Annotated in this window: 26 protein-coding genes; 16 read left to right on the forward strand and 10 right to left on the reverse strand. The window is 50.9% G+C overall.

The features are described 5' to 3' along the window. Positions 1–5 precede the first annotated feature (5 nt). A complete protein-coding gene (locus OGY17_RS21830; RefSeq protein WP_071445215.1) occupies positions 6–1409 on the reverse strand; it encodes an MFS transporter in 1404 nt (467 codons plus the stop codon). A 338-nt stretch (positions 1410–1747) separates the two neighbouring features. Here OGY17_RS21830 and OGY17_RS21835 point away from each other — a divergent pair, with 338 nt between their 5' ends. From OGY17_RS21835 to hisP, 7 genes are all read left to right on the forward strand, one after another. Then, positions 1748–2761: a LacI family DNA-binding transcriptional regulator gene (locus OGY17_RS21835; RefSeq protein WP_191215528.1), complete on the forward strand. Its 1014-nt coding sequence runs from the start codon at positions 1748–1750 to the stop codon at positions 2759–2761. 40 nt (positions 2762–2801) lie between these two features. Then, positions 2802–3371, forward strand: a complete 570-nt coding sequence (locus tag OGY17_RS21840) for a UbiX family flavin prenyltransferase (RefSeq protein WP_003028125.1) — start codon at positions 2802–2804, stop codon at positions 3369–3371. 287 nt (positions 3372–3658) lie between these two features. Then, positions 3659–4441 carry a lysine/arginine/ornithine ABC transporter substrate-binding protein ArgT gene (gene argT / locus OGY17_RS21845; RefSeq protein ID WP_006683634.1) on the forward strand — a complete coding sequence of 261 codons (783 nt, stop codon included), beginning with the start codon at positions 3659–3661 and terminating at the stop codon, positions 4439–4441. A gap of 247 nt (positions 4442–4688) precedes the next feature. Continuing rightward, positions 4689–5471: a histidine ABC transporter substrate-binding protein HisJ gene (hisJ, locus tag OGY17_RS21850; protein ID WP_191215529.1), complete on the forward strand. Its 783-nt coding sequence runs from the start codon at positions 4689–4691 to the stop codon at positions 5469–5471. Positions 5472–5657: 186 nt separating this feature from the next. After that, positions 5658–6344, forward strand: coding sequence for a histidine ABC transporter permease HisQ (locus tag OGY17_RS21855; protein WP_003028118.1), 687 nt, complete (start codon positions 5658–5660; stop codon positions 6342–6344). Then, entirely contained in the window at positions 6341–7048 is a 708-nt protein-coding gene (gene hisM / locus OGY17_RS21860) for a histidine ABC transporter permease HisM (RefSeq protein ID WP_003028116.1), read from the forward strand. Before OGY17_RS21855 ends, hisM begins: the two co-directional genes overlap by 4 nt. A 13-nt stretch (positions 7049–7061) precedes the next feature. Further along, positions 7062–7835 carry a histidine ABC transporter ATP-binding protein HisP gene (hisP, locus tag OGY17_RS21865; protein WP_003028114.1) on the forward strand — a complete coding sequence of 258 codons (774 nt, stop codon included), beginning with the start codon at positions 7062–7064 and terminating at the stop codon, positions 7833–7835. Between the two features lie 33 nt (positions 7836–7868). On the opposite strand, the gene OGY17_RS21870 is transcribed toward hisP, so the two are convergent. The 4 genes from OGY17_RS21870 to yfcG form a co-directional block, all read right to left on the reverse strand. Beyond that, positions 7869–8384: a GNAT family N-acetyltransferase gene (locus OGY17_RS21870; RefSeq protein ID WP_071845290.1), complete on the reverse strand. Its 516-nt coding sequence runs from the start codon at positions 8382–8384 to the stop codon at positions 7869–7871. Positions 8385–8455: 71 nt separating this feature from the next. Continuing rightward, positions 8456–9349: a TIGR01777 family oxidoreductase gene (locus tag OGY17_RS21875; RefSeq protein ID WP_003834782.1), complete on the reverse strand. Its 894-nt coding sequence runs from the start codon at positions 9347–9349 to the stop codon at positions 8456–8458. A 20-nt stretch (positions 9350–9369) separates the two neighbouring features. Then, positions 9370–9732 carry a dihydroneopterin triphosphate 2'-epimerase gene (gene folX, locus OGY17_RS21880; protein ID WP_003028107.1) on the reverse strand — a complete coding sequence of 121 codons (363 nt, stop codon included), beginning with the start codon at positions 9730–9732 and terminating at the stop codon, positions 9370–9372. 54 nt (positions 9733–9786) lie between these two features. Next, positions 9787–10422, reverse strand: coding sequence for a GSH-dependent disulfide bond oxidoreductase (gene yfcG / locus OGY17_RS21885; protein ID WP_020996685.1), 636 nt, complete (start codon positions 10420–10422; stop codon positions 9787–9789). A 134-nt stretch (positions 10423–10556) separates the two neighbouring features. On the opposite strand from yfcG, the gene yfcF reads away from it, so the two are divergent. Genes yfcF through yfcD form a run of 3 tightly spaced genes read left to right on the forward strand, consistent with a single transcriptional unit; the run spans position 10557 to position 12419 of the window. Continuing rightward, positions 10557–11201: a glutathione transferase gene (yfcF, locus tag OGY17_RS21890; protein WP_003834778.1), complete on the forward strand. Its 645-nt coding sequence runs from the start codon at positions 10557–10559 to the stop codon at positions 11199–11201. 55 nt (positions 11202–11256) lie between these two features. Continuing rightward, the gene (gene yfcE, locus OGY17_RS21895; protein WP_048215855.1) at positions 11257–11808 is read left to right on the forward strand and encodes a phosphodiesterase; all 552 of its coding nucleotides are present in this window, start codon (positions 11257–11259) and stop codon (positions 11806–11808) included. A gap of 56 nt (positions 11809–11864) precedes the next feature. Beyond that, complete coding sequence (yfcD, locus tag OGY17_RS21900; RefSeq protein WP_003834775.1) at positions 11865–12419, forward strand: NUDIX hydrolase YfcD; 555 nt, start codon at positions 11865–11867, stop codon at positions 12417–12419. A 56-nt stretch (positions 12420–12475) separates the two neighbouring features. Here yfcD and yfcC read toward each other — a convergent pair whose 3' ends face one another. From yfcC to ackA, 3 genes are all read right to left on the reverse strand, one after another. Continuing rightward, complete coding sequence (yfcC, locus tag OGY17_RS21905; protein ID WP_191215530.1) at positions 12476–13996, reverse strand: putative basic amino acid antiporter YfcC; 1521 nt, start codon at positions 13994–13996, stop codon at positions 12476–12478. Between the two features lie 199 nt (positions 13997–14195). Next, positions 14196–16340 (reverse strand): phosphate acetyltransferase, encoded by a 2145-nt coding sequence (pta, locus tag OGY17_RS21910; protein WP_008785351.1) that lies wholly within the window; start codon positions 16338–16340, stop codon positions 14196–14198. Between the two features lie 75 nt (positions 16341–16415). Beyond that, on the reverse strand, positions 16416–17618 hold the full coding sequence (gene ackA, locus OGY17_RS21915) for an acetate kinase (RefSeq protein ID WP_003834770.1): 1203 nt from the start codon (positions 17616–17618) through the stop codon (positions 16416–16418). Between the two features lie 339 nt (positions 17619–17957). On the opposite strand from ackA, the gene yfbV reads away from it, so the two are divergent. The 4 genes from yfbV to OGY17_RS21935 all read left to right on the forward strand — a co-directional run bounded on the left by yfbV (position 17958) and on the right by OGY17_RS21935 (position 21571). Further along, positions 17958–18413 (forward strand): terminus macrodomain insulation protein YfbV, encoded by a 456-nt coding sequence (gene yfbV / locus OGY17_RS21920; protein WP_003028087.1) that lies wholly within the window; start codon positions 17958–17960, stop codon positions 18411–18413. Positions 18414–18496: 83 nt separating this feature from the next. Continuing rightward, on the forward strand, positions 18497–18991 hold the full coding sequence (locus OGY17_RS21925; RefSeq protein ID WP_003028086.1) for a YfbU family protein: 495 nt from the start codon (positions 18497–18499) through the stop codon (positions 18989–18991). After that, the gene (locus OGY17_RS21930; RefSeq protein ID WP_008785348.1) at positions 18984–19661 is read left to right on the forward strand and encodes a sugar phosphatase; all 678 of its coding nucleotides are present in this window, start codon (positions 18984–18986) and stop codon (positions 19659–19661) included. The genes OGY17_RS21925 and OGY17_RS21930 overlap by 8 nt, the downstream gene beginning before the upstream one ends. A gap of 77 nt (positions 19662–19738) precedes the next feature. Next, positions 19739–21571 carry an SLC13 family permease gene (locus OGY17_RS21935; RefSeq protein WP_032944084.1) on the forward strand — a complete coding sequence of 611 codons (1833 nt, stop codon included), beginning with the start codon at positions 19739–19741 and terminating at the stop codon, positions 21569–21571. A 63-nt stretch (positions 21572–21634) separates the two neighbouring features. On the opposite strand, the gene yfbR is transcribed toward OGY17_RS21935, so the two are convergent. Further along, entirely contained in the window at positions 21635–22234 is a 600-nt protein-coding gene (gene yfbR, locus OGY17_RS21940; RefSeq protein WP_003028083.1) for a 5'-deoxynucleotidase, read from the reverse strand. An 83-nt stretch (positions 22235–22317) separates the two neighbouring features. After that, the gene (alaA, locus tag OGY17_RS21945; RefSeq protein WP_003028082.1) at positions 22318–23535 is read right to left on the reverse strand and encodes an alanine transaminase AlaA; all 1218 of its coding nucleotides are present in this window, start codon (positions 23533–23535) and stop codon (positions 22318–22320) included. A gap of 927 nt (positions 23536–24462) precedes the next feature. On the opposite strand from alaA, the gene lrhA reads away from it, so the two are divergent. Both lrhA and nuoA read left to right on the forward strand, forming a co-directional pair. Continuing rightward, positions 24463–25401 carry a transcriptional regulator LrhA gene (gene lrhA, locus OGY17_RS21950; RefSeq protein ID WP_003834760.1) on the forward strand — a complete coding sequence of 313 codons (939 nt, stop codon included), beginning with the start codon at positions 24463–24465 and terminating at the stop codon, positions 25399–25401. Positions 25402–26028: 627 nt separating this feature from the next. Beyond that, positions 26029–26472, forward strand: a complete 444-nt coding sequence (gene nuoA / locus OGY17_RS21955) for an NADH-quinone oxidoreductase subunit NuoA (protein WP_003028077.1) — start codon at positions 26029–26031, stop codon at positions 26470–26472. The last annotated feature ends 9 nt before the right edge of the window (positions 26473–26481 follow it).

The raw sequence follows: 26481 nt of genomic DNA on the forward strand, positions 1-26481 counted from the left end.
TTACCTCAGGAAATGTGTGAATGTCGTTGGTGAAGATCGGTTGAAATTTGCTGCATCATCGGGCCGTTGAGACGGCATTTGAGCAGGCACAGCGCCAGCGCGAGATGGAAAATTGCGGGTACGATGCTTTGCAGAAGGGTGATGCCCTGAATCGATGCTGCGGTCTGGTTTTCCAGTCCCGGTCGATAGGCCACCATAATCAGAATCAGGCTGATAATGCCCCCGGACGATGCCCATGAGAGCTTGATAAAAAAGAGGTTGAAGGCGAAGTTCATGCCGGATGAACGAACGCCATTTTTCCATTCACCGTAGTCATCGGCAAAGGCCATAATGGAGAAGTGCAGCGGCAGGGTGAAACCCAGCACCACGTTGTTGATTAAGATACAAACCAGCCACAGGGTCTGGTACTGCGGCCCGGTCGGCAGAAAGTACATGGCGATACCGAAGACGAACAGCGCCAGGTTGGTGTAAAAATACAGTTTCACCATATCAAAGCGGCGGGAGAGGGGATTAACGATAATCGCCCCGGCAATGGATGCCACGGTCACCACGCCAAAAAACAGCGACATAAATCCGGCGCTGCCCTGCAGGACATAAGAGATAAAGTACATGTAGCCGCCGCCGCGAATACATAGAATGTTCACTAGCAGGAAGGACATCACCAGCATCATCAAGAGCTGATCGTTTTTACGCAGCCCGACCAGATGTTCGCGCAACGTAAAGCTGCCCGCCAGCGATAACGGTACGCGCTCTTTGACCCAGAAGAAGCACAGCAGAAACATCACCACGCCCACGGTACACAGTACCGTTACGCCATATTGGTAGCCTTTTGCCAGGTTGCCCTGCCCAAAGACCTCCACCATCCACGGTAATCCTACCGCGACCAGGAAACCCGCAATGCCGCTTAATACAAAGCGCCAGGACTGACAAGACATCACCTGATCGTGTCGATTAGTCACCGCGTTAATCAGCGCACAGTATGGAACGTTGTTAGCGGTATAGCCGATGGAGAGCAGGAAGTAGGTGCCAAAGGCCCAGGCAATTTTCGCGTTTGGCCCCATATCCGGCACGGTGAAAGTCAGAATGCCGATTACGCCGAGCGGTACTGCGGTCCACAGTTGCCAGGGACGAAAACGACCCCAGCGGCTGCGGGTACGATCGGCAATCACGCCCATCACCGGGTCAGAAACAGCATCGAAAATACGCAGAACAAAAAACATCGCCCCCACAATGGCCGGGCTTAAGCCAAAAACATCGGTATAGAAAAAGAGCAAAAAGCCGCTTATCAAATCTGAGATGCAGTGCCCGCCGGCATCGCCTAATCCATAGCCTATCTTTTCGCGGGTCGAAAGCGTCTCGCCCGCGTCAATTGTCTGTACATCAGTATCCAGGTTATCAGCAATTGTCATAACCAATCCTCGAACAGGGGATGATTTAAAGAGTCATTACGGCTTATCTCTGACAATTTTTACTAAACAAGTAACGGCGATGAGAATAGATCTGCTGTGGAGTATTGGTATATGACGTGTTTCTTTCTCTGTGAAAATGATCTTAATTTTTACTAGAAAAATATTTTTAATAGTGATCTTAATCACAAGTGCAGGGTGGAGGAGCACGATTAGCGGTTCTGCTAGTGACTCTGTGGGGAAATTACGTATTGTTAATCGTCTGCTGTGAGAGTGATATTCTTACGGCTAATGGAATCAGACGTCGACTGAAGAACGCGTGACAGGTGCAAACAAACGGAATGGCGAAAAAGACCCGAATTAAAGACATTGCCGCGGCATGCGGCGTTTCTATTGCTGCGGTTTCCCGGGCGCTGAAAGGGCAACCCGGTCTTGGCGAGGAGACGCGTCAGAGAATACTGACGATTGCGCAGGCTGAGGGCTACGATTTTGGCCGTTTGCGCAGCGGTCGTATTAAACGCTTACTTTTTTTGCTGCATCGCGAACACAATATCGCCAGCGCGTTACCTTTCTATTCCACGGTGATGCTCGGCGTGGCTGAGGCTTGTCGGGAAAATGACATTGCGATGAGTTTCTTACCCATCGGACCGGAAGACTCGGTGGCGGAGATGATTAACCTGCACCAGCCCGATGCGCTTATCTGCGCCGGTTATCTGGAAGCTGAAATACTTGCTGAATTGCGGAAGCTGGCATTGCCTGTGGCGCTGGTGGATCTGTGGGCCGCCGACTTTCCTTGCGTCAACCCAGATAATTTTCATGGCGGATTTATTGCTACACGTCACTTGCTTGAACAGGGACGCAAGCGCATTGCATTTCTTGGACATTCGCAACGACATTACAGTATTCGCCAGCGCGTAGAAGGGTATCAGCAGGCGCTGTTTGACGCCGGACTCTCGCTTCCTGAGGAATATCAGGTTGAAGCGCCGCCAGTCAAAAATATTGAGCAGGCGCTGATTGAGGGGATGGACAAACTGCTGGCGCTGGCCCAGCCGCCGGACGCGATTTTTGCCTATAACGATATTGCCGCTCTGGTGGCGATGCGGGTCTGTGCGCGCAAAGGAATCAGGGTGCCGGAAGATATCGCCATTGTTGGATTCGATGATATTGATGCAGCGGCCTGGGCGCATCCGGCGTTAACCACCGTTGCGGTTGATAAGCACGAGCTTGGACAGGATGCGTTTCGTTTGCTGCTCAATGAGCAAGGGGAACGAAATCTGCTGCTGCCGGTTCGTCTGGTGGTTCGTGAAAGCTCGCTCAGTTCAGCGCCACATTCACAGTTGCGCCCGACGCCGTAATCCGGCAAAGTCTCGCCATTATGACGAAAAGGCTCTCACTGTGAAACGACTCATCATTGGTATTTCTGGTGCAAGCGGGGCAATTTACGGCGTGCGCCTGTTGCAGGTATTGCGTGACGTCACTGATGTGGAAACCCACCTGGTGATGAGTGCCGCTGCCCGGCAGACGCTGGCGCTGGAAACGGACCTCTCTGTGCGCGACGTGCAGGCGCTGGCAAATGTGAATCATGATACCCGTGATATCGCCGCCAGTATCTCCTCCGGCTCTTTTCAGACTGCCGGAATGGTTATTCTGCCTTGTTCAATCAAAACGCTTTCTGGCATCGTCCACAGTTACACCGATGGGTTGCTTACCCGTGCGGCAGATGTGGTGTTGAAAGAACGTCGTCCGCTGGTGCTGTGTGTACGCGAAACGCCGCTGCATCTGGGGCATTTGCGATTGATGACGCAGGCGGCAGAAATTGGGGCGGTAATTATGCCACCTGTCCCGGCGTTTTATCATCGTCCGCAAACGCTCGATGATGTGATTAATCAAACGGTTAATCGCGTGCTTGACCAGTTTGATATTACCCTTCCGCAGGACCTGTTCACCCGCTGGCAAGGGGCGTAAGCCGTTCCATCAGCGTGCAAAGAATCATCCGTTGCCCTGTTTCAGGGCAATTTTGTAACCGCGATCATATCCTCAACATTTAATTCGTTAAAACTCAACGAAACGCTGCGGTTCAACCGCCAGACCTGCTATCTTCAAAATCAGGACATTATTGCAACGTTTTATTAACATATTTAACGTCGAATATCCTCATCGACGTGAAAATGGCATAAGACATGCATGAAAAAGTCTGCAAACACACAACACAACGTAAAACATAATAAAATTACGCCACTTGAGGGTTATGTATGAAGAAGACGGTTCTTGCTTTGTCTTTGCTGGTAGGACTCTCCGCCACCGCGGCCAGCTACGCAGCACTTCCGCAGACGGTTCGTATTGGTACAGATACAACGTACGCTCCTTTTTCCTCTAAAGATGCCAAAGGCGACTTTGTCGGCTTCGATATCGATCTGGGAAATGAGATGTGTAAGCGCATGCAGATCAAATGCACCTGGGTTGCCAGTGACTTTGATGCGCTGATCCCATCGCTGAAAGCGAAAAAAATTGATGCCATCATCTCCTCGCTTTCTATCACCGAAAAGCGTCAGCAAGAGATTGCGTTCTCAGACAAACTTTACGCTGCAGACTCACGTCTGATCGCCGCGAAAGGTTCCCCAATTCAGCCGACTCTGGATTCCCTCAAGGGTAAACACGTTGGCGTCCTGCAAGGCTCTACTCAGGAAGCCTATGCCAATGACAACTGGCGCAGCAAAGGCGTGGACGTGGTGGCCTATGCGAACCAGGACCTCATCTATTCTGACCTGACGGCAGGCCGTCTGGACGCGGCATTGCAAGATGAAGTCGCGGCCAGCGAAGGCTTCCTGAAGCAGCCTGCTGGTAAGGATTACGCTTTTGCCGGTCCGTCGGTGAAAGATAAAAAATACTTTGGTGACGGAACCGGGATTGGCTTGCGCAAAGATGATGCAGAGCTGAAAGCCGCTTTCGACAAAGCGCTGGGCGAACTGCGTAAAGACGGCACCTACGACAAAATGGCGAGCAAATATTTTAATTTTAATGTCTACGGCGATTAATACAGCGGCGTGGGGAATTGACTGCACCATTGCGGGTAACCATTTCGGTGCATAATAAATTCAGTGCACTGTTTTGGTGCTTTTATCGCTGACTTAATAAGCATGAGTGCATACTTAAGCGCTTTTCATGCAAATAAATACCGCCGACAGGGTAGAATGCTTTGCCTTGTCGGCCTGATTAATGGCACGATAACTGCACCTGGTCCTGTAAAGATCCCCTATAAAAGACAGTCTGTTGAGGATAGTTATGAAAAAACTGGTGTTGTCTCTTTCTCTGGTTCTGGCTTTCTCCAGTGCTTCCGCAGCATTTGCAGCCATTCCGCAAAAAATTCGTATCGGTACCGATCCTACTTATGCGCCGTTCGAATCGAAGAATGCGCAGGGTGAATTAGTCGGTTTTGATATCGATCTGGCTAAAGAGCTGTGCAAACGTATCAATACGCAATGTACCTTCGTGGAAAACCCGCTGGACGCGTTGATCCCTTCGCTAAAAGCGAAGAAAATCGATGCCATCATGTCCTCGCTATCCATTACTGAAAAACGTCAGCAGGAAATCGCATTTACCGACAAGCTTTATGCAGCCGATTCGCGTCTGGTTGTCGCTAAAGATTCTGCTATTCAGCCGACCATTGAGTCGCTGAAAGGCAAACGTGTTGGTGTGCTGCAGGGCACTACCCAGGAAACGTTCGGCAACGAACACTGGGCGCCAAAAGGTATTGAGATTGTCTCTTATCAGGGGCAGGACAATATCTATTCTGACCTGACTGCCGGGCGTATTGACGCCGCGTTCCAGGATGAAGTCGCGGCTAGCGAAGGCTTCCTGAAACAGCCAGTCGGTAAAGATTACAAATTCGGCGGCCCGTCTGTGAAAGACGAGAAGTTGTTCGGCGTGGGTACCGGTATGGGGCTGCGCAAAGACGATAACGAACTGCGCGAAGCGCTGAATAAAGCCTTTGCCGAAATGCGAGCTGACGGTACTTACGAGAAGCTGGCGAAAAAGTACTTCGATTTTGATGTTTACGGCGGTTAATTACCGCAGGTGCTGATAAAGCCCGTAGATTTTTGACGCATTGAATTTATGCCCGATGGCGCCGCACTTATCAGGCCTACGGTGATTTTGTAGGCCGGATAAGGCAAAGCCGCCATCCGGCATTTAACGGTTAGTCTGAAATCAAAAGAGGCTTACTACTCCACCACACACGACAGGACAGGCAGCATGTTGTATGGCTTTTCAGGTGTTATTTTACAGGGCGCAATTGTTACGCTGGAGCTGGCACTCAGCTCGGTGGTACTGGCGGTTCTGATAGGTCTTGTCGGCGCAGCAGCAAAGCTGTCGCAAAGCCGGGCAATGGGGCTTATTTTCGAAGGGTACACAACGCTAATCCGCGGCGTGCCCGATCTGGTCTTAATGCTGCTCATCTTCTACGGATTACAAATCGCGCTGAATACCATTACCGATGCCATCGGTATCGGCCAGATTGATATTGATCCGATGGTTGCGGGCATTATCACCCTTGGATTTATCTACGGCGCCTACTTTACCGAAACTTTTCGCGGTGCGTTTATGGCTGTACCAAAAGGCCATATTGAAGCCGCGACGGCGTTTGGCTTTACCAGCTCACAAATATTTCGTCGCATTATGTTCCCGGCGATGATGCGTTATGCCTTACCGGGAATCGGTAATAACTGGCAGGTTATTCTTAAGGCTACGGCGCTGGTATCGTTGCTTGGACTTGAAGACGTGGTGAAAGCGACTCAGCTTGCCGGGAAGAGTACCTGGGAGCCGTTCTATTTTGCCGTCGTGTGCGGGGTCATCTATCTGGTGTTTACCACTGTTTCTAATGGTGTGCTGCTGTACCTTGAGCGCCGCTATTCCGTGGGTGTGAAGAGGGCTGACCTGTGATCGAGATTATTCAGGAATACTGGAAGTCCCTGCTGTGGACCGACGGATATCGCTACACTGGCGTCGCTATCACCCTGTGGCTTTTGATTTCGTCAGTAGTGATGGGCGGAATACTGGCACTCTTTTTGGCGATTGGTCGCGTTTCCAGTAATAAATTTATCCAGTTTCCCATCTGGCTGTTCACCTATATTTTTCGTGGGACGCCGCTGTACGTTCAGCTACTGGTGTTTTATTCCGGGATGTATACGCTGGAGATAGTCAAAGGAACGGACTTCCTCAACGCGTTTTTCCGCAGCGGGCTGAATTGCACCGTGCTGGCGCTGACGCTGAATACCTGCGCCTATACCACGGAGATTTTCGCCGGGGCTATCCGTTCCGTGCCTCACGGTGAGATTGAGGCTGCGCGCGCATACGGTTTCTCGTCATTCAAACTGTATCGCTGCATTATTTTACCTTCCGCGTTGCGTATTGCGCTGCCGGCATACAGCAATGAAGTCATTTTAATGCTGCACTCAACGGCGCTGGCATTTACTGCAACGGTACCTGATTTGTTGAAAATCGCTCGCGATATCAACTCGGCAACATATCAGCCGTTTACCGCCTTCGGTATTGCCGCTGTGCTGTATTTGATTATTTCGTATGTCCTGATCAGTCTGTTCCGTAAAGCGGAAAAACGCTGGTTGCAGCATGTATCCTCTAAATGATTCGAGTAACACGATGTCTGAAAATAAATTAAACGTTATCGATTTACATAAGCACTACGGCGAACATGAAGTGCTGAAAGGGGTATCGCTGCAGGCCAACGCGGGTGATGTTATCAGCATTATTGGCTCGTCAGGTTCCGGTAAAAGTACCTTCCTGCGCTGCATTAACTTTCTTGAGAAACCGAGTGCCGGGTCGATTGTCGTCAGCGGTCAGAACATTGGTCTGGTGCGCGATAAAGACGGCCAGTTGAAAGTTGCGGACAAAAATCAGCTACGCCTGCTGCGTACGCGTCTGACGATGGTCTTTCAGCACTTTAATCTGTGGAGCCACATGACAGTGCTGGAAAACGTCATGGAAGCGCCGATTCAGGTGTTGGGGCTGAGCAAGCAGGAAGCTCGCGACCGTGCGGTGAAGTATTTGGCTAAAGTGGGCATTGATGAGCGCGCACAGGGCAAATATCCGGTGCACCTGTCCGGTGGTCAGCAGCAGCGTGTTTCCATTGCCCGTGCGCTGGCGATGGAACCGGAAGTGTTATTGTTTGATGAACCTACGTCAGCGCTTGATCCTGAGCTGGTGGGTGAAGTGCTGCGCATTATGCAACAGCTGGCTGAAGAGGGGAAAACCATGGTGGTGGTGACCCACGAAATGGGGTTTGCCCGTCATGTTTCCACGCACGTGATTTTCCTGCATCAGGGGAAAATTGAGGAAGAGGGTGACCCGGAGCAGGTATTTGGTAATCCGCAAAGCCCGCGTTTGCAGCAGTTTCTTAAAGGATCGCTGAAATAAGTCAACAGCCCGGAGGCGTTACGCTTTCCGGGCTTACAATTTTAGCGCGTCGCGCTCCAGCCGAAACACCCAGTCGTCGTAGGCGATGCCGTCAATCTCATACGCCTTTTCCAGTACCTGCGTACGTACAAAGCCTGTCTTTTCCAGAATACGGATTGAACCCTTGTTATCCGCCAGCGCGTATGCGTTTATCGCCGTCACACCTGCATGCTCGAAGGCATACTGGCACACCGCGCGCACGGCTTCGCTGGCAATACCTTTCCCCTGAGCCTGTGGCATGATGGCGTAGCCGAGGTCGGCTTCCTGCGGGTAAAGATGGCTGATTTGCAGACCAATATCGCCAAGTGGCGTCGGGCTGTTATGTTCGCGGATGACGAAAGTGTGCTGTGCGGCCAGACGTCTGGCGAATAACAGCCGCGTATCTTTCGCCGGGGCGATGTTGCCCATATAGCGCATGACTTCAGGACATTCACGGAGTTTCTGGAAAAATGACCAGTCAGAAAATTGAAACAAAGAGAGGGTAAGTCGGGGAGTCGATATTATCGCCATAACGTCGCCATTGCGGAAATCTGGTCTATAACCTTACCACCACAACGGCGACTGTGAATAGTGCTTAGGGGTTATCGGATGACATCCGCCAGCGCTTCTTCTAAATCGTACCAGCGAAACGTAAAACCGGAAGCTTCCAGGCGTTTGGGCAATGCGCGTTGTCCACCAAGGACCAGTACTGACGATTCCCCCATCAGCAGTCGCATAGCGGTGGCGGGAACGCGCAGAATTGCAGGGCGGTTCAGAGCGTGACCCAGCGCGTGGGCAAACTGCTCATTGTGCACCGGGTATGGCGAAACCATATTGAAGGGACCACGTAGATCGTTATTCAGCAGCCAGATAATTCCGTTGACCATATCATCAACATGGATCCAGGCCATATACTGGCGTCCGTTACCGATCGGGCCGCCTAAGCCAAGACGAAACGGCGGGACCATTTTTGCCAGAATGCCGCCTGCTGAGGCCAGTACCACGCCGGTACGCAGCATACACACGCGGGTTTTGTCGCTTTGCGCAGTGCTGGCAATTTGCTCCCAGCGGGCGCACAGCTTGTGGGTAAATTCGTTATGCGGTGGCTCTTCTTCCGTAACCACAACTTCGCCCAAATCGCCGTAGTAACCGGTAGCGGAACCGGAGATTAACACTGAGGGCGGCGTCTCGCTCGCATTGATTAAATCGACCAGTTTCTGCGTAATGCCCCAACGGCTCTGGCACAAGCGTTCCTTTTGCTGTGCGCTCCAGCGCTTATCTGCAATAGGCTCTCCGGCAAGGTTAATCACGGCATCAATATTATTGAGATGTTGCCGCTCTTCCAGTCCTTTCCATAACGTGACCCGAGAGTCGAGAATCTGACGAGCCTTATCAGGGGTACGTGTCACTACGATTATCTGATGCCCCAGTTCCAGCAGGCAGGGGATCAGATGACGTCCAATCAGGCCAGTACCGCCGGTAATCAGAATCTGCATGTCGCCTCCCGGGTTACGTTTTAGCGCTGCCAGCTCAGCGTCATTGATACTGAGTCGGCGTAACGCAATGCGTGAAGTTTATCTATCTCGACTTCAGCATAAGTGACCCAGTGATGTTCGCGTGCGATATCGAGCACATCTTGAGTTAATTTTTCTAACAATGAGAAGCGGTTACCCTCCACGTGGGCAATGATGCTTTTGGTTATAGTGCGGTAATTCAGCGCGTCGTTGATATCTTCGCTGGTACGCGCTTTGTCTGCCGGATAGTGAATGGCAATGTTGATGACGATATCCTGGCGGTTAAGGATCTCCTCTTCTTTAATGCCGATAAAGGTGCGCAGACGAAGGTTTTTTATACGAATAATGGCGTCAGGTTGTGACATTGCAGGTTTCCTCCATGTATGAACCTCTGCATGATACACTAGAACCGAATTGCGTCACCGCTTCTCACTCAGTGCTTGCTGCATGGCGCGTTCCGTGGCAGGACGCGTACGGATGCGTTCGTGCCAGTTATTGACCGCCGGGTAATTGTCGAGGTCGATGCGCTGACGCTGATGGGCGTGGATCCACGGCCAGCAGGCAATGTCAGCAATGCTGTAGTGATCGCCTCCCAGCCAGGGTGACGTTTCCAGACGTTTATTCATCACGTTGTACAGGCGCTGGGTTTCAACCTGGTATCTTTCAATAGCGTAAGGGATCGTTTGCGGAGCGTAATGACTGAAATGATGATTCTGCCCCAGCATGGGACCCAGACCGCTGACCTGCCAGAACAGCCACTGCAGTGTGGTGTGGCGTTCGCGTAATTCACCGCTGAGCAGCTTACCGCTCTTCTCCGCCAGATAGAGTAAAATTTCTCCGGACTCAAACAAGCTGATGGGCCTTCCGCCATCTTCCGGCGCATGATCGATAATGGCCGGGATTTTATTGTTCGGCGAGATCAGCAGAAAATCGGGGCGAAACTGGCTGCCTTTGCTGATATCGACATGAATCAGACGGTATTGCAGCTGTGCCTCTTCAAGAAACAGCGTGATTTTGTGACCGTTTGGCGATGGCGTGTAATAGAGATCGATCATTTTCAGCATCCGTTTTGTCATGAACCGGGTCATTACAAGTATAGAGCCTGTTGGCGTGCGTGAGTTTTCATCAAGTGACAGCGAGAGAAAGACTCTATATTTTGAAGGCAAGCCAATACACTTCAGAGGACATTATGAGCAAATCTGCAATTACGCTGTGGTCAGATGCCAATTTTTTCTCCCCCTACGTGCTGTCTGTTTATGTCGCTCTGCAAGAGAAGGGGCTACCTTTCACGCTGAAAACCGTTGATCTCAATAGTGGTGAACACTTGCATCCTTCATGGCAAGGTTACGCCTTGACGCGCCGCGTACCGGTTCTTGAGATCGATGGTTTTGAACTGAGCGAATCATCAGCGATTACGGAATTCCTGGAAGAGAGCTTTGCACCGCCACAGTGGGAGCGTATCTACCCACACGATGTACAAAAGCGCGCTCGGGCGCGCCAGGTTCAGGCGTGGATCCGCAGCGATTTAATGCCTATCCGTGAGGAACGATCAACAGATGTCGTTTTTGCTGGCGTGAAGAAAGGACCGTTAAGCGAAGCGGGAAAAGCCAGTGCGGAAAAACTGTTCGCTACTGCGAGCAGTTTACTGAGCCACGGTAAGCAGAATTTATTTGGCGAATGGTGTATCGCTGACTGTGATTTAGCGCTAATGCTTAATCGCCTGGTCCTTAACGGCGATGAGGTTCCAGAAGCGCTTGCGGAATACGCCACCTTCCAGTGGCAGCGCGCTTCAGTACAGCGTTTTATCGCGCTTTCAGCGAAGCGTTCCTGCTGAAAAACGGGCCGTAATCCAGTATCATTACAAGGTAATTTTCAGCGAGGAGTGAGTGATGAAACTGATGTTCGCATCGGACATTCATGGTTCGTTGCCAGCCACGGAACGCGTACTCGAGCGGTTTGCTGCAAGCGGCGCGCAATGGCTGGTGATATTGGGTGATGTTTTAAACCACGGGCCGCGTAATGCGCTTCCAGAAGGTTATGCACCTGCGCAGGTTGCTGAACGGCTGAATGAGCTGGCATCGCGAATTATTGCGGTGCGTGGTAATTGCGACAGCGAAGTGGATCAGATGCTCCTGCATTTTCCGATGACTGCGCCGTGGCAGCAAATTCTGACAGAAAACCAGCGACTCTTTTTGACGCACGGACATCTTTTTGGCCCGCAAAATTTGCCGGCGCTCAATGCGGGCGATGTTCTGGTTTATGGGCATACTCATCTGCCGGTTGCTGAGCGGCGCGAGGGTATCTATCATTTCAATCCCGGCTCGGTAAGCATCCCGAAAGGGGGCTTTGCGGCAAGTTACGGGATTCTGGATGATAATGTTCTCAGCGTAATGGCACTCAATGATCAAAGTGTTATTGCACAGGTCGAGATTAATCCGTAATTTACCCCACAAACATAAACGCGCCGTAAGAGCGCCAGAAAAAAGAAGGTTTCCTGATGGTGGAACAGCGTCGTTTGGCAAGTACTGAATGGGTGGATATTGTGAATGAAGACAATGAAGTCATTGCACAGTCCAGCCGGGAACAAATGCGGGCGCAACGCTTACGCCATCGTGCAACGTATATCGTTGTGCATGATGGTATGGGCAAAATTCTGGTTCAACGTCGCACTGAGACAAAAGATTTTTTGCCCGGCATGCTGGATGCCACCGCAGGCGGTGTGGTTCAGGCTGACGAGCAGATGCTGGAATCAGCGCGTCGTGAAGCAGAAGAGGAACTGGGGATTGCGGGCGTGCCGTTTGCCGAGCATGGTCAGTTTTACTTTGAAGACCAGAACTGTCGCGTATGGGGTGGGTTGTTTAGCTGCGTTTCCCACGGACCGTTTGCGCTTCAGGAAGATGAGGTCAGTGAAGTTTGCTGGTTGACGCCGGAAGAAATTACCGCGCGCTGCGACGAATTTACACCGGACTCCCTGAAAGCCCTGGCGCTGTGGATGACCCGCAACGCCAAGAATGAAGGGGCGAAAGCCGAAAAGCAGGAAGAAGCTGAGTAAACTCTGTTCATCCGGCCTACTGCGTCGAGAAATCGAGTAGGCCGGACGCACACTTTTTAATGGTAACCCATCATCTGCGCGCCAATCACCACCACGCTGGACATAATAAACAGCAGTCCCAACAGCGTAGCACCTACCTTCAGCCAGTTACGAAAATCCACCCGACAAACGCCTAACGTAGCCATCAGAGATGCTGACGTCGGATAGATAATATGACTGAATCCGTCGCCAAACTGGAAGGCCAGGACTGTGACCTGACGGTTTACGCCAACCAGATCGCCCAGCGGTGCCAGTAGCGGCATGGTTAACGCAGCCTGACCAGAGCCGGAAGTGACGAAGAAATTAAAAACTGCCTGGAACGACAGCATAAACCACGCCGCGATGGCGTTATCCAGCCCGCTGATGCCATTGGCAATGCTGTGCAGCAGAGTGTTTAACACGCTGGCTTCACCCGCCTCTCCATTACCGACCAGCAGTAAAATGCCTTTGGCAAAACCAACCAGCAGGGCAGGGGCAATCATCATTCGTGCACCCTCAGTGAATGAGGAGGCCATGATGTTGACCGTCATGCCGTTGAGCCGAAACACGACGCCGATAATGCCAATCACCAGACCCATCGTGAAGAACTGACTGGCGATCTCAGGAATAAACCACGCGTTGACGATAACGCCCCAGACAACCCAAATCATCACCGCGGTTAGCACCAGTAGCACTAACCAGTCGCCCAGCGTGAAGCGTCGTTCCACGACCTCGTCCTGCTGCTCGCGAAAGAAGCTGTCGGATTCATGTACCCGGGACAAAAGCGGATTCTTTTTGATACGCGCCGCATAGGCCAGCGTGAAGGTCAGCCCGATTAGTGTAGCGATCACCCAGACCACGATGCGTAGCCCGGAACCAGAGAGCACCGGTACCCCCGCAATACCTTGCGCGACCACCACGCAAAATGGGTTCATCCATGAACTGGCGAAACCAATCTGAGTCGCGATATAGGTAACCAGCACGGTGGTGATACTGTCGTAACCTAGCCGTACCATCAAAGGCGCGATGATAATGGCAAAGGCAACAGCCTCTTCCCCCATGCCAAACACCGCACCGCCTAAGGAGAAGAGAATAAACAGCACTGGGATAAACAGGACCTCGTTGCCCCGCGTATGGCGAATGAGCGCCAGGATGCCGTTATCAATGGTGCCGGTACGCATAACGATGCCGAATGCGCCGCCAATGACCAGCATAAACATAATGATGCCGACAGCAGTGCCGAATTTCGAGCCGGAGGTTAATCCTTCAAACGGGAAATTCATCAGGCCTGGGCGTTCATCTCCGGTGGTGAATAACTGCACCCGGTGATACTGCTCTTCACCTGCGTCGTTGGTCAGAATACGAAAGGAATGGGGGTCAACCACCTTACGGGTTTTGGTTTGTCCATCAACCTGATACTGAACTTCCTGGCTGTCGAACATCCCGACGGGAACAACCCATGTTGCCAGACTGGTTAAAATGGCGACGAAAAAAATAATCACCAGCGTGTCGGGCATCGCCCATTTTTTAGCTGGCTGTGATTCTGTTACTGCTGACATGAAAGACTATCCCTGTTGCAACGCAAAAGAGAGTAAGTATGCGAACAGAAGAATAGTTATTCATTGATGCAGCGCATCCAGGCAAATGTTTCAGATTATGCCAAAAGGGAAATAGACATAAAAAAACCGGAAATATCAGCTATTTCCGGTTTGATAAGCAGATGTGTTGCCGGATAAGAGATCCGGCACACTCGGCAGATTACTGCTGCTGCTGGGAAGACTGGATCGCGGTCAGTGCGATGGTGTAGACGATATCGTCTACCAGCGCGCCACGAGACAGGTCGTTCACCGGCTTGCGCATACCCTGCAGCATTGGCCCGATGGAGATCAGGTCGGCAGAACGCTGTACCGCTTTGTAAGTGGTGTTACCGGTGTTCAGATCCGGGAAGATGAACACGGTAGCGCGACCTGCAACCGGAGAGTTCGGCGCTTTGGATTTCGCTACGTCAGCCATAACAGCGGCGTCGTACTGCAGCGGACCGTCGATCATCAGGTCAGGACGTTTTTCCTGTGCCAGACGGGTTGCTTCGCGAACTTTCTCTACGTCACTACCTGCACCAGAAGTACCGGTGGAGTAGGAGAGCATCGCTACGCGCGGTTCGATACCGAAGGCAATTGCGGAATCAGCGGACTGAATCGCGATTTCTGCCAGCTGCTCTGCAGTCGGATCCGGGTTGATCGCGCAGTCGCCGTAAACGTAAACCTGATCCGGCAGCAGCATGAAGAACACGGAAGACACCAGAGAGCTACCCGGTGCAGTTTTGATCAGCTGCAGCGGCGGACGGATGGTGTTCGCGGTGGTGTGCACTGCACCAGAAACCAGACCGTCAACATCGTCCTGTTCCAGCATCAGGGTACCGAGAACCACGTTGTCTTCCAGCTGTTCGCGGGCAACGGTTTCGGTCATACCTTTGTTTTTACGCAGTTCGACCAGGCGAGCAACGTAGCTTTCGCGAACCACATCTGGATCAACGATTTCTACACCAGCGCCCAGTTCAACGCCCTGAGAGGCTGCAACGCGGGTGATCTCATCCGGGTTACCCAGCAGTACGCAGGTTGCGATACCACGTTCAGCACAGATGGCTGCCGCTTTAACGGTGCGCGGTTCGTCGCCTTCCGGCAGAACAACGCGTTTGCCCGCTTTGCGTGCTAGCTCGGTCAACTGATAACGGAACGCCGGTGGAGACAGACGACGGCTACGCTCAGAGGTTGCAGTCAGGGATTCAATCCAGTCAGCGTTGATGTAGTTAGCAACGTATTCCTGAACTTTCTCAATGCGCTCGTGATCGTCAACCGGAACTTCCAGGTTGAAGCTCTGCAGGCTCAGAGAGGTCTGCCAGGTGTTGGTGTTTACCATGAATACCGGCAGGCCGGTTTCAAATGCACGTTCGCACAGTTTAGTGATGCGCGCGTCCATTTCGTAGCCGCCAGTCAGCAGCAGGGCACCGATTTCCACGCCGTTCATAGCAGCCAGACATGCTGCAACCAGCACGTCAGGACGGTCGGCAGAAGTCACCAGCAGAGAACCTGCGCGGAAGTGTTCCAGCATATGTGGAATGCTGCGTGCGCAGAACGTCACAGACTTCACGCGACGGGTGTTGATATCGCCTTCGTTAACGATGGTGGCGTTCAGGTGACGCGCCATATCGATTGCACGAGTAGCGATTAGATCGAAGCTCCATGGCACCGCGCCCAGAACCGGCAGCGGACTGGATTCTTGCAGTTTAGCCGGATCAACTTTGATCACTTTCGCTTTGGAAGAGTCGTCGAAAATCTCGGACAGATCCGGGCGAGTACGGCCCTGCTCATCAACCGGTGCGTTCAGTTTGTTAACGATTACGCCAGTGATGTTGGTGTTTTTCGCGCCGCCGAAGCTGCTGCGAGTCAGTTCAATACGCTCGTTCAGCTGTTCCGGGGTGTCGGTACCCTGAGACATAACGAAGACGATTTCCGCGTTCAGCGTTTTCGCGATTTCGTAGTTCAGAGACTGCGCGAACTGATGTTTACGGGTTGGGACCAGGCCTTCAACCAGTACGACTTCAGCGTCTTTGGTGTTCGCGTGGTAGTTCGCGATGATCTCTTCCATCAGCACATCTTTCTGATTGCTGGACAGTAAAGATTCAACGTGGCTCATCTTCAGCGGCTCAGCGGCTGGCAGAGAAGAGTTAGCACGGACGATGCTGGTAGTCTGGTCTGGTGCATCGCCACCAGCACGCGGTTGAGCGATCGGCTTAAAGACGCTCAGACGAACGCCTTTGCGTTCCATTGCGCGGATCACGCCAAGGCTGACGCTGGTCAGGCCGACGCTGGTTCCGGTAGGGATCAGCATAATAATACGGGACACGGTTTATCCTCTTTCGTTACCGCCAATTTAGACGGGTTACAAAACAGCACCGCCAGCTAGGCTGGCGGTGTGAAATCAGGCAGTCAGACGGCTCGCGTCTTGCGCGATAACCAGTTCTTCGTTGGTTGGGATAACCAGCGCAGGACGGGTACCTTCTTTGTTGATGAAACCAGATTTGCCGAAACGTGCGGCCAGGTTACGTTCGTGGTCAACTTCAAAGCCCAGAACGCCCAGTTTGCCCAGAGACAGTTCACGAACCATCGCTGCGTTTTCACCGATACCACCGGTGAAGACAACTGCATCCAGACGACCATCCATCAGCGCAGTGTAAGAACCGATGTATTTCGCCAGACGGTGGCAGTAAACGTCCATTGCACGTTTAGCGTCTTCTTTAGTAGCGTAGTTATCTTCAACATAACGGCAGTCGCTGGTGACTTCGGTCAGACCCAGCAGGCCGGACTCTTTGGTCAGCATTTTGTTGATCTGGTCAACGCTCATGCCCAGGGTATCGTGCAGGTGGAAGATGATCGCCGGGTCGATGTCACCGGAACGCGTACCCATCACCAGACCTTCCAGCGGGGTCAGACCCATGGAGGTATCAACACATTTACCGTTACGGATAGCAGATACAGAACCGCCATTGCCCAAGTGGCAAGTGATGATGTTCAGCTCTTCAACCGGTTTGTTCAGCACTTTTGCCGCTTCCTGTGTGACGAAGAAGTGGCTGGTACCGTGCGCGCCGTAACGACGAACGCCGTGTTCTTTGTACAGGCTGTACGGCAGAGCATAGAGGTAAGACTCTTCCGGCATAGTCTGATGGAACGCGGTGTCGAATACAGCCACGTTTTTGTCTTTCAGATTAGGGAAGGATTTCAGCGCTTCTGCGATACCGATCAGGTGAGCCGGGTTATGCAGCGGTGCGAAAGAGGCAGAATCTTTGATGCCCTGAATAACGGAATCATCGATAACCACGGAGCTGGTGTACTTCTCGCCGCCGTGTACGATACGGTGACCAATAGCGGTCAATTGCGCAGACAATTCTGGTTTTTGTGCCAGAATAGTGTTAACGATAAAGTTCAGCGCTTCACTGTGAGCGGCGCCTGCACCTAAAGCCGCTTCTTGTTTACCGCCGTCCATTTTCCACTTGATACGTGCTTCTGGGAGATGGAAACATTCGGCTAAACCAGAGAGGTATTCTTCACCGTTTACTGCATCGATGATGGCAAATTTCAGTGAGGAGCTACCGCAGTTCAGAACCAGTACTAACTTACTCGACATGGAAGTACCTATTTATGATACGTGGCTAAAAAAACGTCAGGGAGTCATAGAGCGTAGCGCATGATGACACCGACGTTTATGATTAACATCATGCGCCATAGTCTTTTTGGGCACGATGGAATAAATACCTTTGAGTCTATGTCATTTTGCGTATTTTTCAGGCAATGGCATAATGTATGCCAATTTGACGACTCAATGATTTTGGACTACAGGCCTTACAGGCCGGCACAGGATACCTGAATGTGGGTATCAAAGACAAAATGTTTTGAACGATGTCCCTTGTAGTTGTTGTTTTGCACAAATTTTTTAATTTTTATATGTGAAGTTGAGGTAACCGCCATGTCGACACCGGATAATCGCTCCGTCAATTTTTTTAGCTTGTTTCGCCGGGGGCAGCACTATGCAAAGACGTGGCCAATGGAAAAGCGCCTTGCGCCCGTGTTTGTTGAGAACCGCGTGATCCGCATGACGCGTTACGCGATTCGTTTTATGCCGCCTATCGCCGTCTTCACCTTATGTTGGCAAATTGCGTTAGGGGGGCAGTTGGGCCCGGCCGTGGCGACTGCTCTGTTTGCGCTTAGCCTGCCGATGCAGGGGATGTGGTGGCTGGGAAAACGTTCCGTAACGCCGCTGCCGCCTTCAATTCTCAATTGGTTCTACGAAGTTCGGGGTAAATTGCAAGAAGCTGGGCAGGCGCTCTCTCCGGTAGAAGGAAAGCCGGATTACCAGGCGTTGGCTGACACGCTTAAGCGCGCCTTCAAACAACTGGATAAAACTTTCCTTGATGATTTGTAATTGACCCCTGATTACGCATATAAAAGAAGGCACAAGATGCCTTCTTTTTTTTCATCGCAGTAGTAGTGATACAGGAGTCCCAAATGGAAATGACCAACGCTCAACGTCTGATTTTGTCGAATCAGTACAAAATGATGACTATGCTCGATCCAACTAACGCCGAGCGTTATCGTCGTTTGCAGACGATTATTGAACGCGGTTACGGCTTGCAGATGCGTGAGCTGGATCGTGAGTTTGGTGAACTGACGGAAGAAACCTGTCGTACGATTATCGATATTATGGAGATGTATCACGCATTACATGTGTCCTGGACTAATCTTAAGGATGCGCAGGCTATTGATGAGCGTCGCGTGACCTTCCTCGGTTTTGACGCCGCAACGGAAGCCCGTTTCCTCGGGTACGTTCGTTTTATGGTCAATGTGGAAGGTCGTTACACCCACTTTGATGCGGGTACGCATGGCTTCAACGCCCAGACCCCAATGTGGGAAAAATATCAGCGTATGCTGAATGTTTGGCACTCTTGCCCGCGTCAGTATCACCTGAGCGCGAATGAAATTAACCAAATCATTAATGCCTGAGGGGGCGAGCGTGCAGTGCAAAGGTTTTCTGTTTGATCTGGATGGAACGCTGGTCGATTCCTTACCCGCAGTAGAGCGTGCGTGGTGCAACTGGGCCGATCGCTTCGGCCTCGATCACGCCGAGGTACTCGGCTTTATTCATGGCAAGCAGGCCATTACCTCCCTGCGACACTTTATGGTGGGCAAGTCTGAGGCAGAGATCGCCGCGGAATTTACCCGTCTGGAGCAGATCGAAGCGACGGAAACCGCCGGGATCACCGCGCTGCCGGGGGCAGTTGATTTACTCAACCATCTCAATAAAGCGGGTATTCCATGGGCGATTGTGACCTCCGGCTCCATGCCGGTCGCACGGGCGCGCCATCGTGTTGCTGGGCTTCCTGCTCCAGAAGTGTTTGTCACCGCTGAGCGGGTAAAAAGAGGGAAGCCAGAGCCAGACGCGTATCTGTTAGGCGCTCAACTTCTGGGGCTGGCGCCGCAGGAATGTGCAGTGGTGGAAGATGCCCCCGCCGGGGTGCTCTCAGGATTGGCTGCTGGGTGTCATGTCATCGCGGTTAACGCGCCAGCGGATACGCCGCGTCTGGACGAGGTTGATTTTTCGCTGACCAGTCTGGAACATATTTCTGTGACCAAACAACCCAACGGAAATGTGGTCGTTATAAGAAATACCTGATCATGATTTAGCCCCAGATTGTTGGGGCTTTTTTATGGCAGAATCAGCCCATCCCTCTCATTTAACAAGGATATGTTGTGAACGGTGAATTGATATGGGTTCTCTCATTGCTGGCGATTGCCGTCGTCTTGTTTGCAACTGGCAGAGTGCGTATGGACGCGGTCGCTTTGCTGGTCATTATTGCCTTTGTTCTGAGCGGAACATTGAGCATCACAGAGGCTTTTTCCGGGTTCAGCGATCCTAACGTTATTTTGATAGCGGCTTTATTCATTATCGGCGACGGTCTGGTGCGTACCGGCGTGGCGACGGTAATGGGTGCCTGGCTGGTGAAGGTCGCTGGCAGCAGTGAAGTTAAAATGCTGGTGTTGCTGATGATAACCGTAGCCGGACTCGGTGCCTTCATGAGTTCGACCGGTGTGGTCGCCATCTTTATTCCGGTTGTCTTAAGCGTTTCCATGCGCATGCAAATCTCCCCCTCACGCCTGATGATGCCATTGAGCTTTGCCGGATTGATAAGCGGCATGATGACGCTGGTGGCAACGCCGCCGAACCTGGTCGTCAACAGTGAATTGTTACGTGAAGGACTTAACGGTTTTAGCTTTTTTAGCGTAACCCCACTGGGACTGGTGGTGTTGGTACTCGGCATAATTTATATGCTGGTGATGCGTTTTATGCTGAAAGGTGAAGACTCCGGGCAGCCGGGAGACGGCTGGAAGCGCCGGACCTTTCGCGATCTGATCAAAGAATATCGCCTGACAGGGCGTGCCCGTCGCCTGGCGATTCGCCCGGGTTCTCCCATGATTGGCCAACGTCTGGATGACCTGAAATTGCGTGAGCGCTACGGGGCAAACGTGATTGGTGTTGAACGCTGGCGGCGTTTTCGCCGCGTGATAGTCGATGTTAACGGGGTTTCTGAGTTCCGTGCCCGTGACGTATTGCTGATCGATATGTCAGCGGCCGACGTTGACCTGCGTGAGTTTTGCAGCGAGCAACTGTTGGAGCCGATGGTGCTGCGTGGTGAATACTTCTCCGAGCAGGCGCTTGATGTGGGTATGGCCGAGATTTCATTGATTCCTGAATCGGAATTGATCGGTAAAACGGTGCGGGAAATCGCCTTTCGTACGCGTTATGGGCTTAATGTCGTCGGACTGAAGCGTGATGGTACGGCACTGGCCGGAGCGGTGGTGGATGAACCACTACTGATGGGCGATATCATTCTGGTGGTGGGCAACTGGAAACTCATCACTTTGTTGGGGCAAAAAGGGCGCGATTTCGTGGTGCTGAATATGCCCGTGGAAGTCAGTGAAGCTTCTCCGGCGCACAGCCAGGCGCCGCATGCGATTTTCTGTCTGGTGCTGATGGTCGCGTTAATGCTTACCGATGAAATCCCTAATACGGTTGCCGCGATTATCGCCTGTTTGCTGATGGGAAAATTCCGCTGCATCGATGCCGAAAGCGCCTATAAAGCCATTCACTGGCCAAGTATTATTTTGATTGTCGGAATGATGCCCTTTGCGCTGGCATTACAGAAAACGGGCGGTGTTGATCTGGTGGTTAAAGGGCTAATGGACGTTGGTGGAGGGTACGGCCCGTATATGATGCTGGGCTGCCTGTTCGTGCTGTGCGCGACCATTGGGTTATTTATCTCTAACACTGCGACGGCGGTACTGATGGCGCCGATTGCGCTGGCGGCAGCAAAGTCGATGGGCGTTTCGCCGTATCCTTTTGCGATGGTGATTGCGATGGCGGCTTCCGCAGCCTTTATGACGCCAGTTTCTTCACCGGTAAACACACTGGTACTCGGGCCGGGTAACTACAGCTTTAGCGATTTCGTAAAAATTGGCGTGCCGTTTACCATCATTGTGATGGTGGTGTGCGTGGTGATGATCCCGATGCTGTTTCCGTTTTGATTTTTATGTGCCGGATGGCGGCAAACGCCTCATCCGGCCTACAAAGGCAATGTCGCCGCAAACTTACAATGGAGAATCCTGACTGATTTCATCTAATGAGAGGTGAAAACTCGGGACGAACACGTCCATAAAGTAGTCCATCTCTTCGCTGCGTCGTGACTCCAGCGTTTTTTCCAGACGTGTTTTCGCCAGCAGAAATTCGTTGTTACCGGCGGAGAGTTCTTCCAGGCACTTCAGATACGCGCACAGGGCATCGGCCTGTTTAACAATCGACCTCTCTTCTTCACTTAAGGCATGTTCATCAATGAGCGGCGCAAAAATATCGCGCAGCTCATCGGGAACCATATCGACCAGTTTTTGTTGGGCAATTTTCTCTATCGCTTTATATTCCTGAGCAATCTGCGAGTTGAAATATTTCACTGGGGTAGGGAGATCGCCGGTTAACACCTCTGACGCATCGTGATACATCGCCAACAAGGCAATACGCTCAGCATTAACCTGACCACCAAATTTACGGTTTTTAATTGCGGCCAGCGCATGGGCAACCATGGCAACCTGCAGACTGTGTTCGGACACGTTTTCGGTGCGCACGTTGCGCATCAGCGGCCAGCGGTTAATGAGTTTCAGACGGGAGAGGTGGGCAAAAAAGTGGCTCTGCTTCATAACGACCCTTACTCAGTGACTTCAGTAACGGTATTTTGCGCAGAGAGTGCTACCGGATGCAAACCCGGCAGCACTTTGCGTGGTTACAGCTGGCGATACCCTGACAGGAAACGCTCAAATTTACTCAGCGACATTTCGATATCGTCAATACGCGGTAGCGTGACGATGCGGAAATGATCCGGCCACGGCCAGTTGAATGCCGTCCCCTGGACCAGCAGTACTTTTTCCTGCAACAGGAAGTCGAGTACCATCTTCTGGTCGTCATGAATATTAAAGCGTTTAGCATCAATTTTCGGGAACATATACAGCGCACCGCGCGGTTTTACGCAAGAGACGCCGGGGATGTCATTAAGCAGTTCCCAGGCGCGGTTACGTTGCTCATACAGACGTCCGCCTGGCATGATGAATTCGCTGATGCTCTGATATCCACCCAGTGCGGTCTGAATGGCATGTTGTGCCGGAACGTTGGCACACAGGCGCATAGAAGCCAGCATCTCAAGGCCTTCGATATACCCTTTGGCATGTTTCTTCGGTCCGTTCAGTACCATCCAGCCCTGGCGGAAACCGGCAACACGATAGGTTTTTGACAGGCCGTTAAAGGTAATAGTCAGCAGGTCAGGGGCCATTGCCGCAATCGAGTGGTGCTCGGCGTCATCGTAAAGAATTTTGTCGTAAATCTCGTCCGCAAAGATGATGAGATTGTTTTGGCGGGCAATCTCAACAATCTCCATCAGCAGCTCTTTAGAATACACCGCGCCAGTAGGGTTGTTTGGGTTGATGATGACGATCCCACGGGTACGCGGCGTAATTTTGGCGCGGATATCATCCAGGTCCGGGAACCAGTCTGACGATTCGTCACACAGGTAGTGCACGGCATTACCACCAGAGAGCGAAACCGCCGCCGTCCACAGTGGATAATCAGGTGCAGGAACCAGCATTTCGTCCCCACTGTTTAGCAATGCCTGCATGGCCTGCACAATCAATTCAGATACGCCGTTACCGATATAGATATCTTCCACGGTTACGTCGCGCATCCCACGGGCCTGGTAATGCTGCATGATTGCTTTGCGGGCTGAATAAAGGCCTTTGGAATCGCAATATCCTTGCGCAGTTGGCAAATTGCGGATCACATCCACCAAAATTTCATCTGGCGCTTCAAACCCGAAAGGCGCAGGGTTGCCGATGTTCAGTTTCAGAACTTTGTTGCCTTCTTCTTCCAGGCGCTTTGCTTCCTTCAGAACCGGGCCGCGAATGTCATAACAGACGTTTTCTAATTTGCTGGATTTTTCAATGGGGGACATGAACGTTGACCTTTTTAGCTGTGAATGCCACTCCCTGCCGTGGAAGTCAGCCCAGCACAATGTACTCCCACGACGGTGAGTTTTGAAGGGTCTTTAGTAGAAGATTTTGGAAAGCAGGGGGATTATAATTCACTGTTAATAACTAAATAATGTGATTTTTGTAGAGTAATGATCTGGATTATTGTGTTTTCTGTGGTTTATGTTTTGCTTTGTTAGTGTGGGTATGGTGATTTGTCTGGTCAAAAAAAGTTAGGCCTGTAAAGAAAAAGGTAGCTGAGATCTCAGCTGAATGGCGTAATTCGAAAATACTGAGGTTTGGCCTGCGAAATCTGTTATCGGTCTGATCCCTGCGTGATGCGGTGTGAATCCATTGTTAAGCATAATTAATGAATTGAGGAATTCTTAATTAATTATTATTTATTATTTAAACGACATCAAATTGAGTTGGCCAATAATACGAAAACCGTTGCACTGACATAACACCAATTTGCCCGGAATTATTCGCGATAACACTTATAAATATAGTGGTTTTAGGTTAAGATAACTCCTATGAAATGGTGTGTAGTACGAATTTTACGATAATTCAAATGTTTGTTGGTTGTTCCTAACATCCTGAAAAGTTAGTTTTTAATGTGTAAATTATTGTTCGTTAACTATTTTTTAAATTTACAAAATTTACATGTTTCCCATTAGTCAGAATCATCCAGCAGCTAAAAATACGGCTCTTTCTCGTTGCTATATTCCGATGAATATCACGGGTATTAAAATAGCTCAGAAAGAGAATTGTTTCGTTTGTTAAACCAAATACATCCTTATTTTCACTTGGTTACACTAAGCGAAACTGAAGGGAGGCACATTACAAATGGAGTTGTTTGATTCTGAATGCACAGCATTAACCCGGTATGACCCGCGAGTAAGTGAAAAACTATGATAAATGCAAATCGTCCGATAATTAACCTCGACCTCGATCTGCTGAGAACCTTTGTTGCTGTTGCCGACCTGAATACCTTTGCGGCTGCGGCAGCTGCGGTGTGTCGAACTCAGTCTGCGGTAAGTCAGCAAATGCAGCGTCTTGAACAACTTGTGGGGAAAGAGTTGTTCGCGCGCCATGGACGCAACAAACTGCTGACCGAACACGGTATCCAGCTGTTGGGTTACGCCAGGAAAATACTGCGATTTAATGATGAGGCATGCTCATCATTGATGTTTAACAATCTTCAGGGGGTGTTAACTATCGGTGCTTCTGATGAATCCGCCGATACCATACTCCCTTTTCTGCTTAACCGTATAAGTTCGGTTTATCCGAAACTTGCACTGGATGTCAGAGTGAAACGCAACGCCTACATGGTGGAGATGCTTAAGTCGCAAGAAGTGGATTTAGTGGTCACCACTAACCGACCTGGCGATTTTGAGTGCCTGAATTTGCGAACTTCACCGACGCACTGGTATTGCGCAGCCGAATATATCCTGCAAAAAGGGGAACCGGTGCCGTTAGTTCTGCTGGACGATCCCAGCCCGTTTCGCGATATCGTGCTGGCGACGTTGAATGCAGCACAGATCCCGTGGCGTCTGGCTTATGTCGCTTCAACATTGCCTGCGGTCCGCGCGGCGGTAAAAGCAGGGCTGGGCGTTACTGCCCGTCCTGTCGAAATGATGAGCCCGGATTTACGCGTACTGGGTGCGGCAGACGGATTGCCACCTCTGCCTGATACCGAGTATCTGCTGTGCAGCGATCCGGCCACGCAAAATGAATTAGCTCAGGTTATCTTTAAGTCGATGCAGACATATCAAAATCCTTGGCAATACAATCAGTTTACCCCTGAAGGGGGAGATGACTCGCTGATTGTTGAAGGCGACTTTGAGTAAAGCGTCACAAAAAAACGTTTTAAAATGTAAGTGTAAAAAAGAGCCACTGATGATGAAAAAACATCCAGTGGCTCTTTTTTTATGCGAATATTACTGCTTTCTGTTCATTCATATACTAAAACTTAACAAAATCAGCAGGTAAAAAAACAGACTGACAATAGGATGAAAAATAATCAGCTGAGTTGCTAAATGTTTCCATGTTAAAAAACTAGAGAAATTGTTGCTGTTTTTTATGGTGAATTAACAAAAGCGTGTCACAGATCAAGAAAATACTCCCATTTAGGGGGAGGCATCTGGGTGAATTCCTGTCAAAATAGACGTGTATTATCTTTTTTACTTCACTACGGACACGATTCAACAACATTAAAAATGACCGATGATGCAATCGAAGTGGGTCTAAAGAGCACTTTATGTTAATGAAGTTGGAACAGTGTAAAATAATGTGAGGAAACTTTTGTTAAAGTTGACAAAAGGTTATAGAAAGGAGTAAAAAACCCCATCAATTAGCTGTCTAAAATGATTTTTCACAGTGATTGTAAGGTTTTTTTTATTCCTCCCCATGAATCGATGTGGCGTTCATCTGCCGAAAAGAGCAGAGAATTTGGCGCTACTTTTGATGAGTAAGCAATGAGTATGTCAACATCCACTGAAATCATCGCTCATCACTGGGCATTCGCTATCTTTCTTATCGTTGCCATTGGCCTGTGCTGCCTGATGCTCGTCGGCGGCTGGTTTTTAGGGGGTCGCGCACGCGCGAGATCTAAAAACGTGCCGTTTGAATCAGGTATCGACTCGGTCGGCACCGCCCGCCTGCGCCTGTCTGCCAAGTTTTATCTGGTAGCCATGTTCTTCGTTATCTTCGACGTTGAAGCGCTGTATCTGTTCGCATGGTCAACTTCTATCCGTGAAAGCGGTTGGATTGGCTTTGTGGAAGCTGCAATTTTTATTTTTGTGTTACTGGCAGGTCTGGTTTATCTGGTGCGTATTGGCGCGCTGGACTGGACGCCCGCGCGTTCACGCCGCGAGCGTATGAACCCGGAAACGAACAGTATCGCTAATCGTCAACGCTAACCGCGAGGC

This window comes from Citrobacter sp. Cpo126 (genome assembly GCF_030332445.1).
Classification (GTDB): Bacteria; Pseudomonadota; Gammaproteobacteria; order Enterobacterales; family Enterobacteriaceae; genus Citrobacter; species Citrobacter portucalensis.

Coding starts and splice junctions, on each gene's coding strand:
- OGY17_RS21830 (WP_071445215.1), bottom strand. CDS start 1,409: ATGACAATTGCTGATAACCTGGATACTGATGTACAGACAATTGACGCG.
- OGY17_RS21835 (WP_191215528.1), top strand. CDS start 1,748: ATGGCGAAAAAGACCCGAATTAAAGACATTGCCGCGGCATGCGGCGTT.
- argT (WP_006683634.1), top strand. CDS start 3,659: ATGAAGAAGACGGTTCTTGCTTTGTCTTTGCTGGTAGGACTCTCCGCC.
- hisJ (WP_191215529.1), top strand. CDS start 4,689: ATGAAAAAACTGGTGTTGTCTCTTTCTCTGGTTCTGGCTTTCTCCAGT.
- OGY17_RS21855 (WP_003028118.1), top strand. CDS start 5,658: ATGTTGTATGGCTTTTCAGGTGTTATTTTACAGGGCGCAATTGTTACG.
- hisP (WP_003028114.1), top strand. CDS start 7,062: ATGTCTGAAAATAAATTAAACGTTATCGATTTACATAAGCACTACGGC.
- OGY17_RS21870 (WP_071845290.1), bottom strand. CDS start 8,384: ATGGCGATAATATCGACTCCCCGACTTACCCTCTCTTTGTTTCAATTT.
- OGY17_RS21875 (WP_003834782.1), bottom strand. CDS start 9,349: ATGCAGATTCTGATTACCGGCGGTACTGGCCTGATTGGACGTCATCTG.
- folX (WP_003028107.1), bottom strand. CDS start 9,732: ATGTCACAACCTGACGCCATTATTCGTATAAAAAACCTTCGTCTGCGC.
- yfcG (WP_020996685.1), bottom strand. CDS start 10,422: ATGATCGATCTCTATTACACGCCATCGCCAAACGGTCACAAAATCACG.
- yfcF (WP_003834778.1), top strand. CDS start 10,557: ATGAGCAAATCTGCAATTACGCTGTGGTCAGATGCCAATTTTTTCTCC.
- yfcE (WP_048215855.1), top strand. CDS start 11,257: ATGAAACTGATGTTCGCATCGGACATTCATGGTTCGTTGCCAGCCACG.
- yfcD (WP_003834775.1), top strand. CDS start 11,865: ATGGTGGAACAGCGTCGTTTGGCAAGTACTGAATGGGTGGATATTGTG.
- yfcC (WP_191215530.1), bottom strand. CDS start 13,996: ATGTCAGCAGTAACAGAATCACAGCCAGCTAAAAAATGGGCGATGCCC.
- ackA (WP_003834770.1), bottom strand. CDS start 17,618: ATGTCGAGTAAGTTAGTACTGGTTCTGAACTGCGGTAGCTCCTCACTG.
- yfbV (WP_003028087.1), top strand. CDS start 17,958: ATGTCGACACCGGATAATCGCTCCGTCAATTTTTTTAGCTTGTTTCGC.
- OGY17_RS21925 (WP_003028086.1), top strand. CDS start 18,497: ATGGAAATGACCAACGCTCAACGTCTGATTTTGTCGAATCAGTACAAA.
- OGY17_RS21930 (WP_008785348.1), top strand. CDS start 18,984: ATGCCTGAGGGGGCGAGCGTGCAGTGCAAAGGTTTTCTGTTTGATCTG.
- yfbR (WP_003028083.1), bottom strand. CDS start 22,234: ATGAAGCAGAGCCACTTTTTTGCCCACCTCTCCCGTCTGAAACTCATT.
- alaA (WP_003028082.1), bottom strand. CDS start 23,535: ATGTCCCCCATTGAAAAATCCAGCAAATTAGAAAACGTCTGTTATGAC.
- lrhA (WP_003834760.1), top strand. CDS start 24,463: ATGATAAATGCAAATCGTCCGATAATTAACCTCGACCTCGATCTGCTG.
- nuoA (WP_003028077.1), top strand. CDS start 26,029: ATGAGTATGTCAACATCCACTGAAATCATCGCTCATCACTGGGCATTC.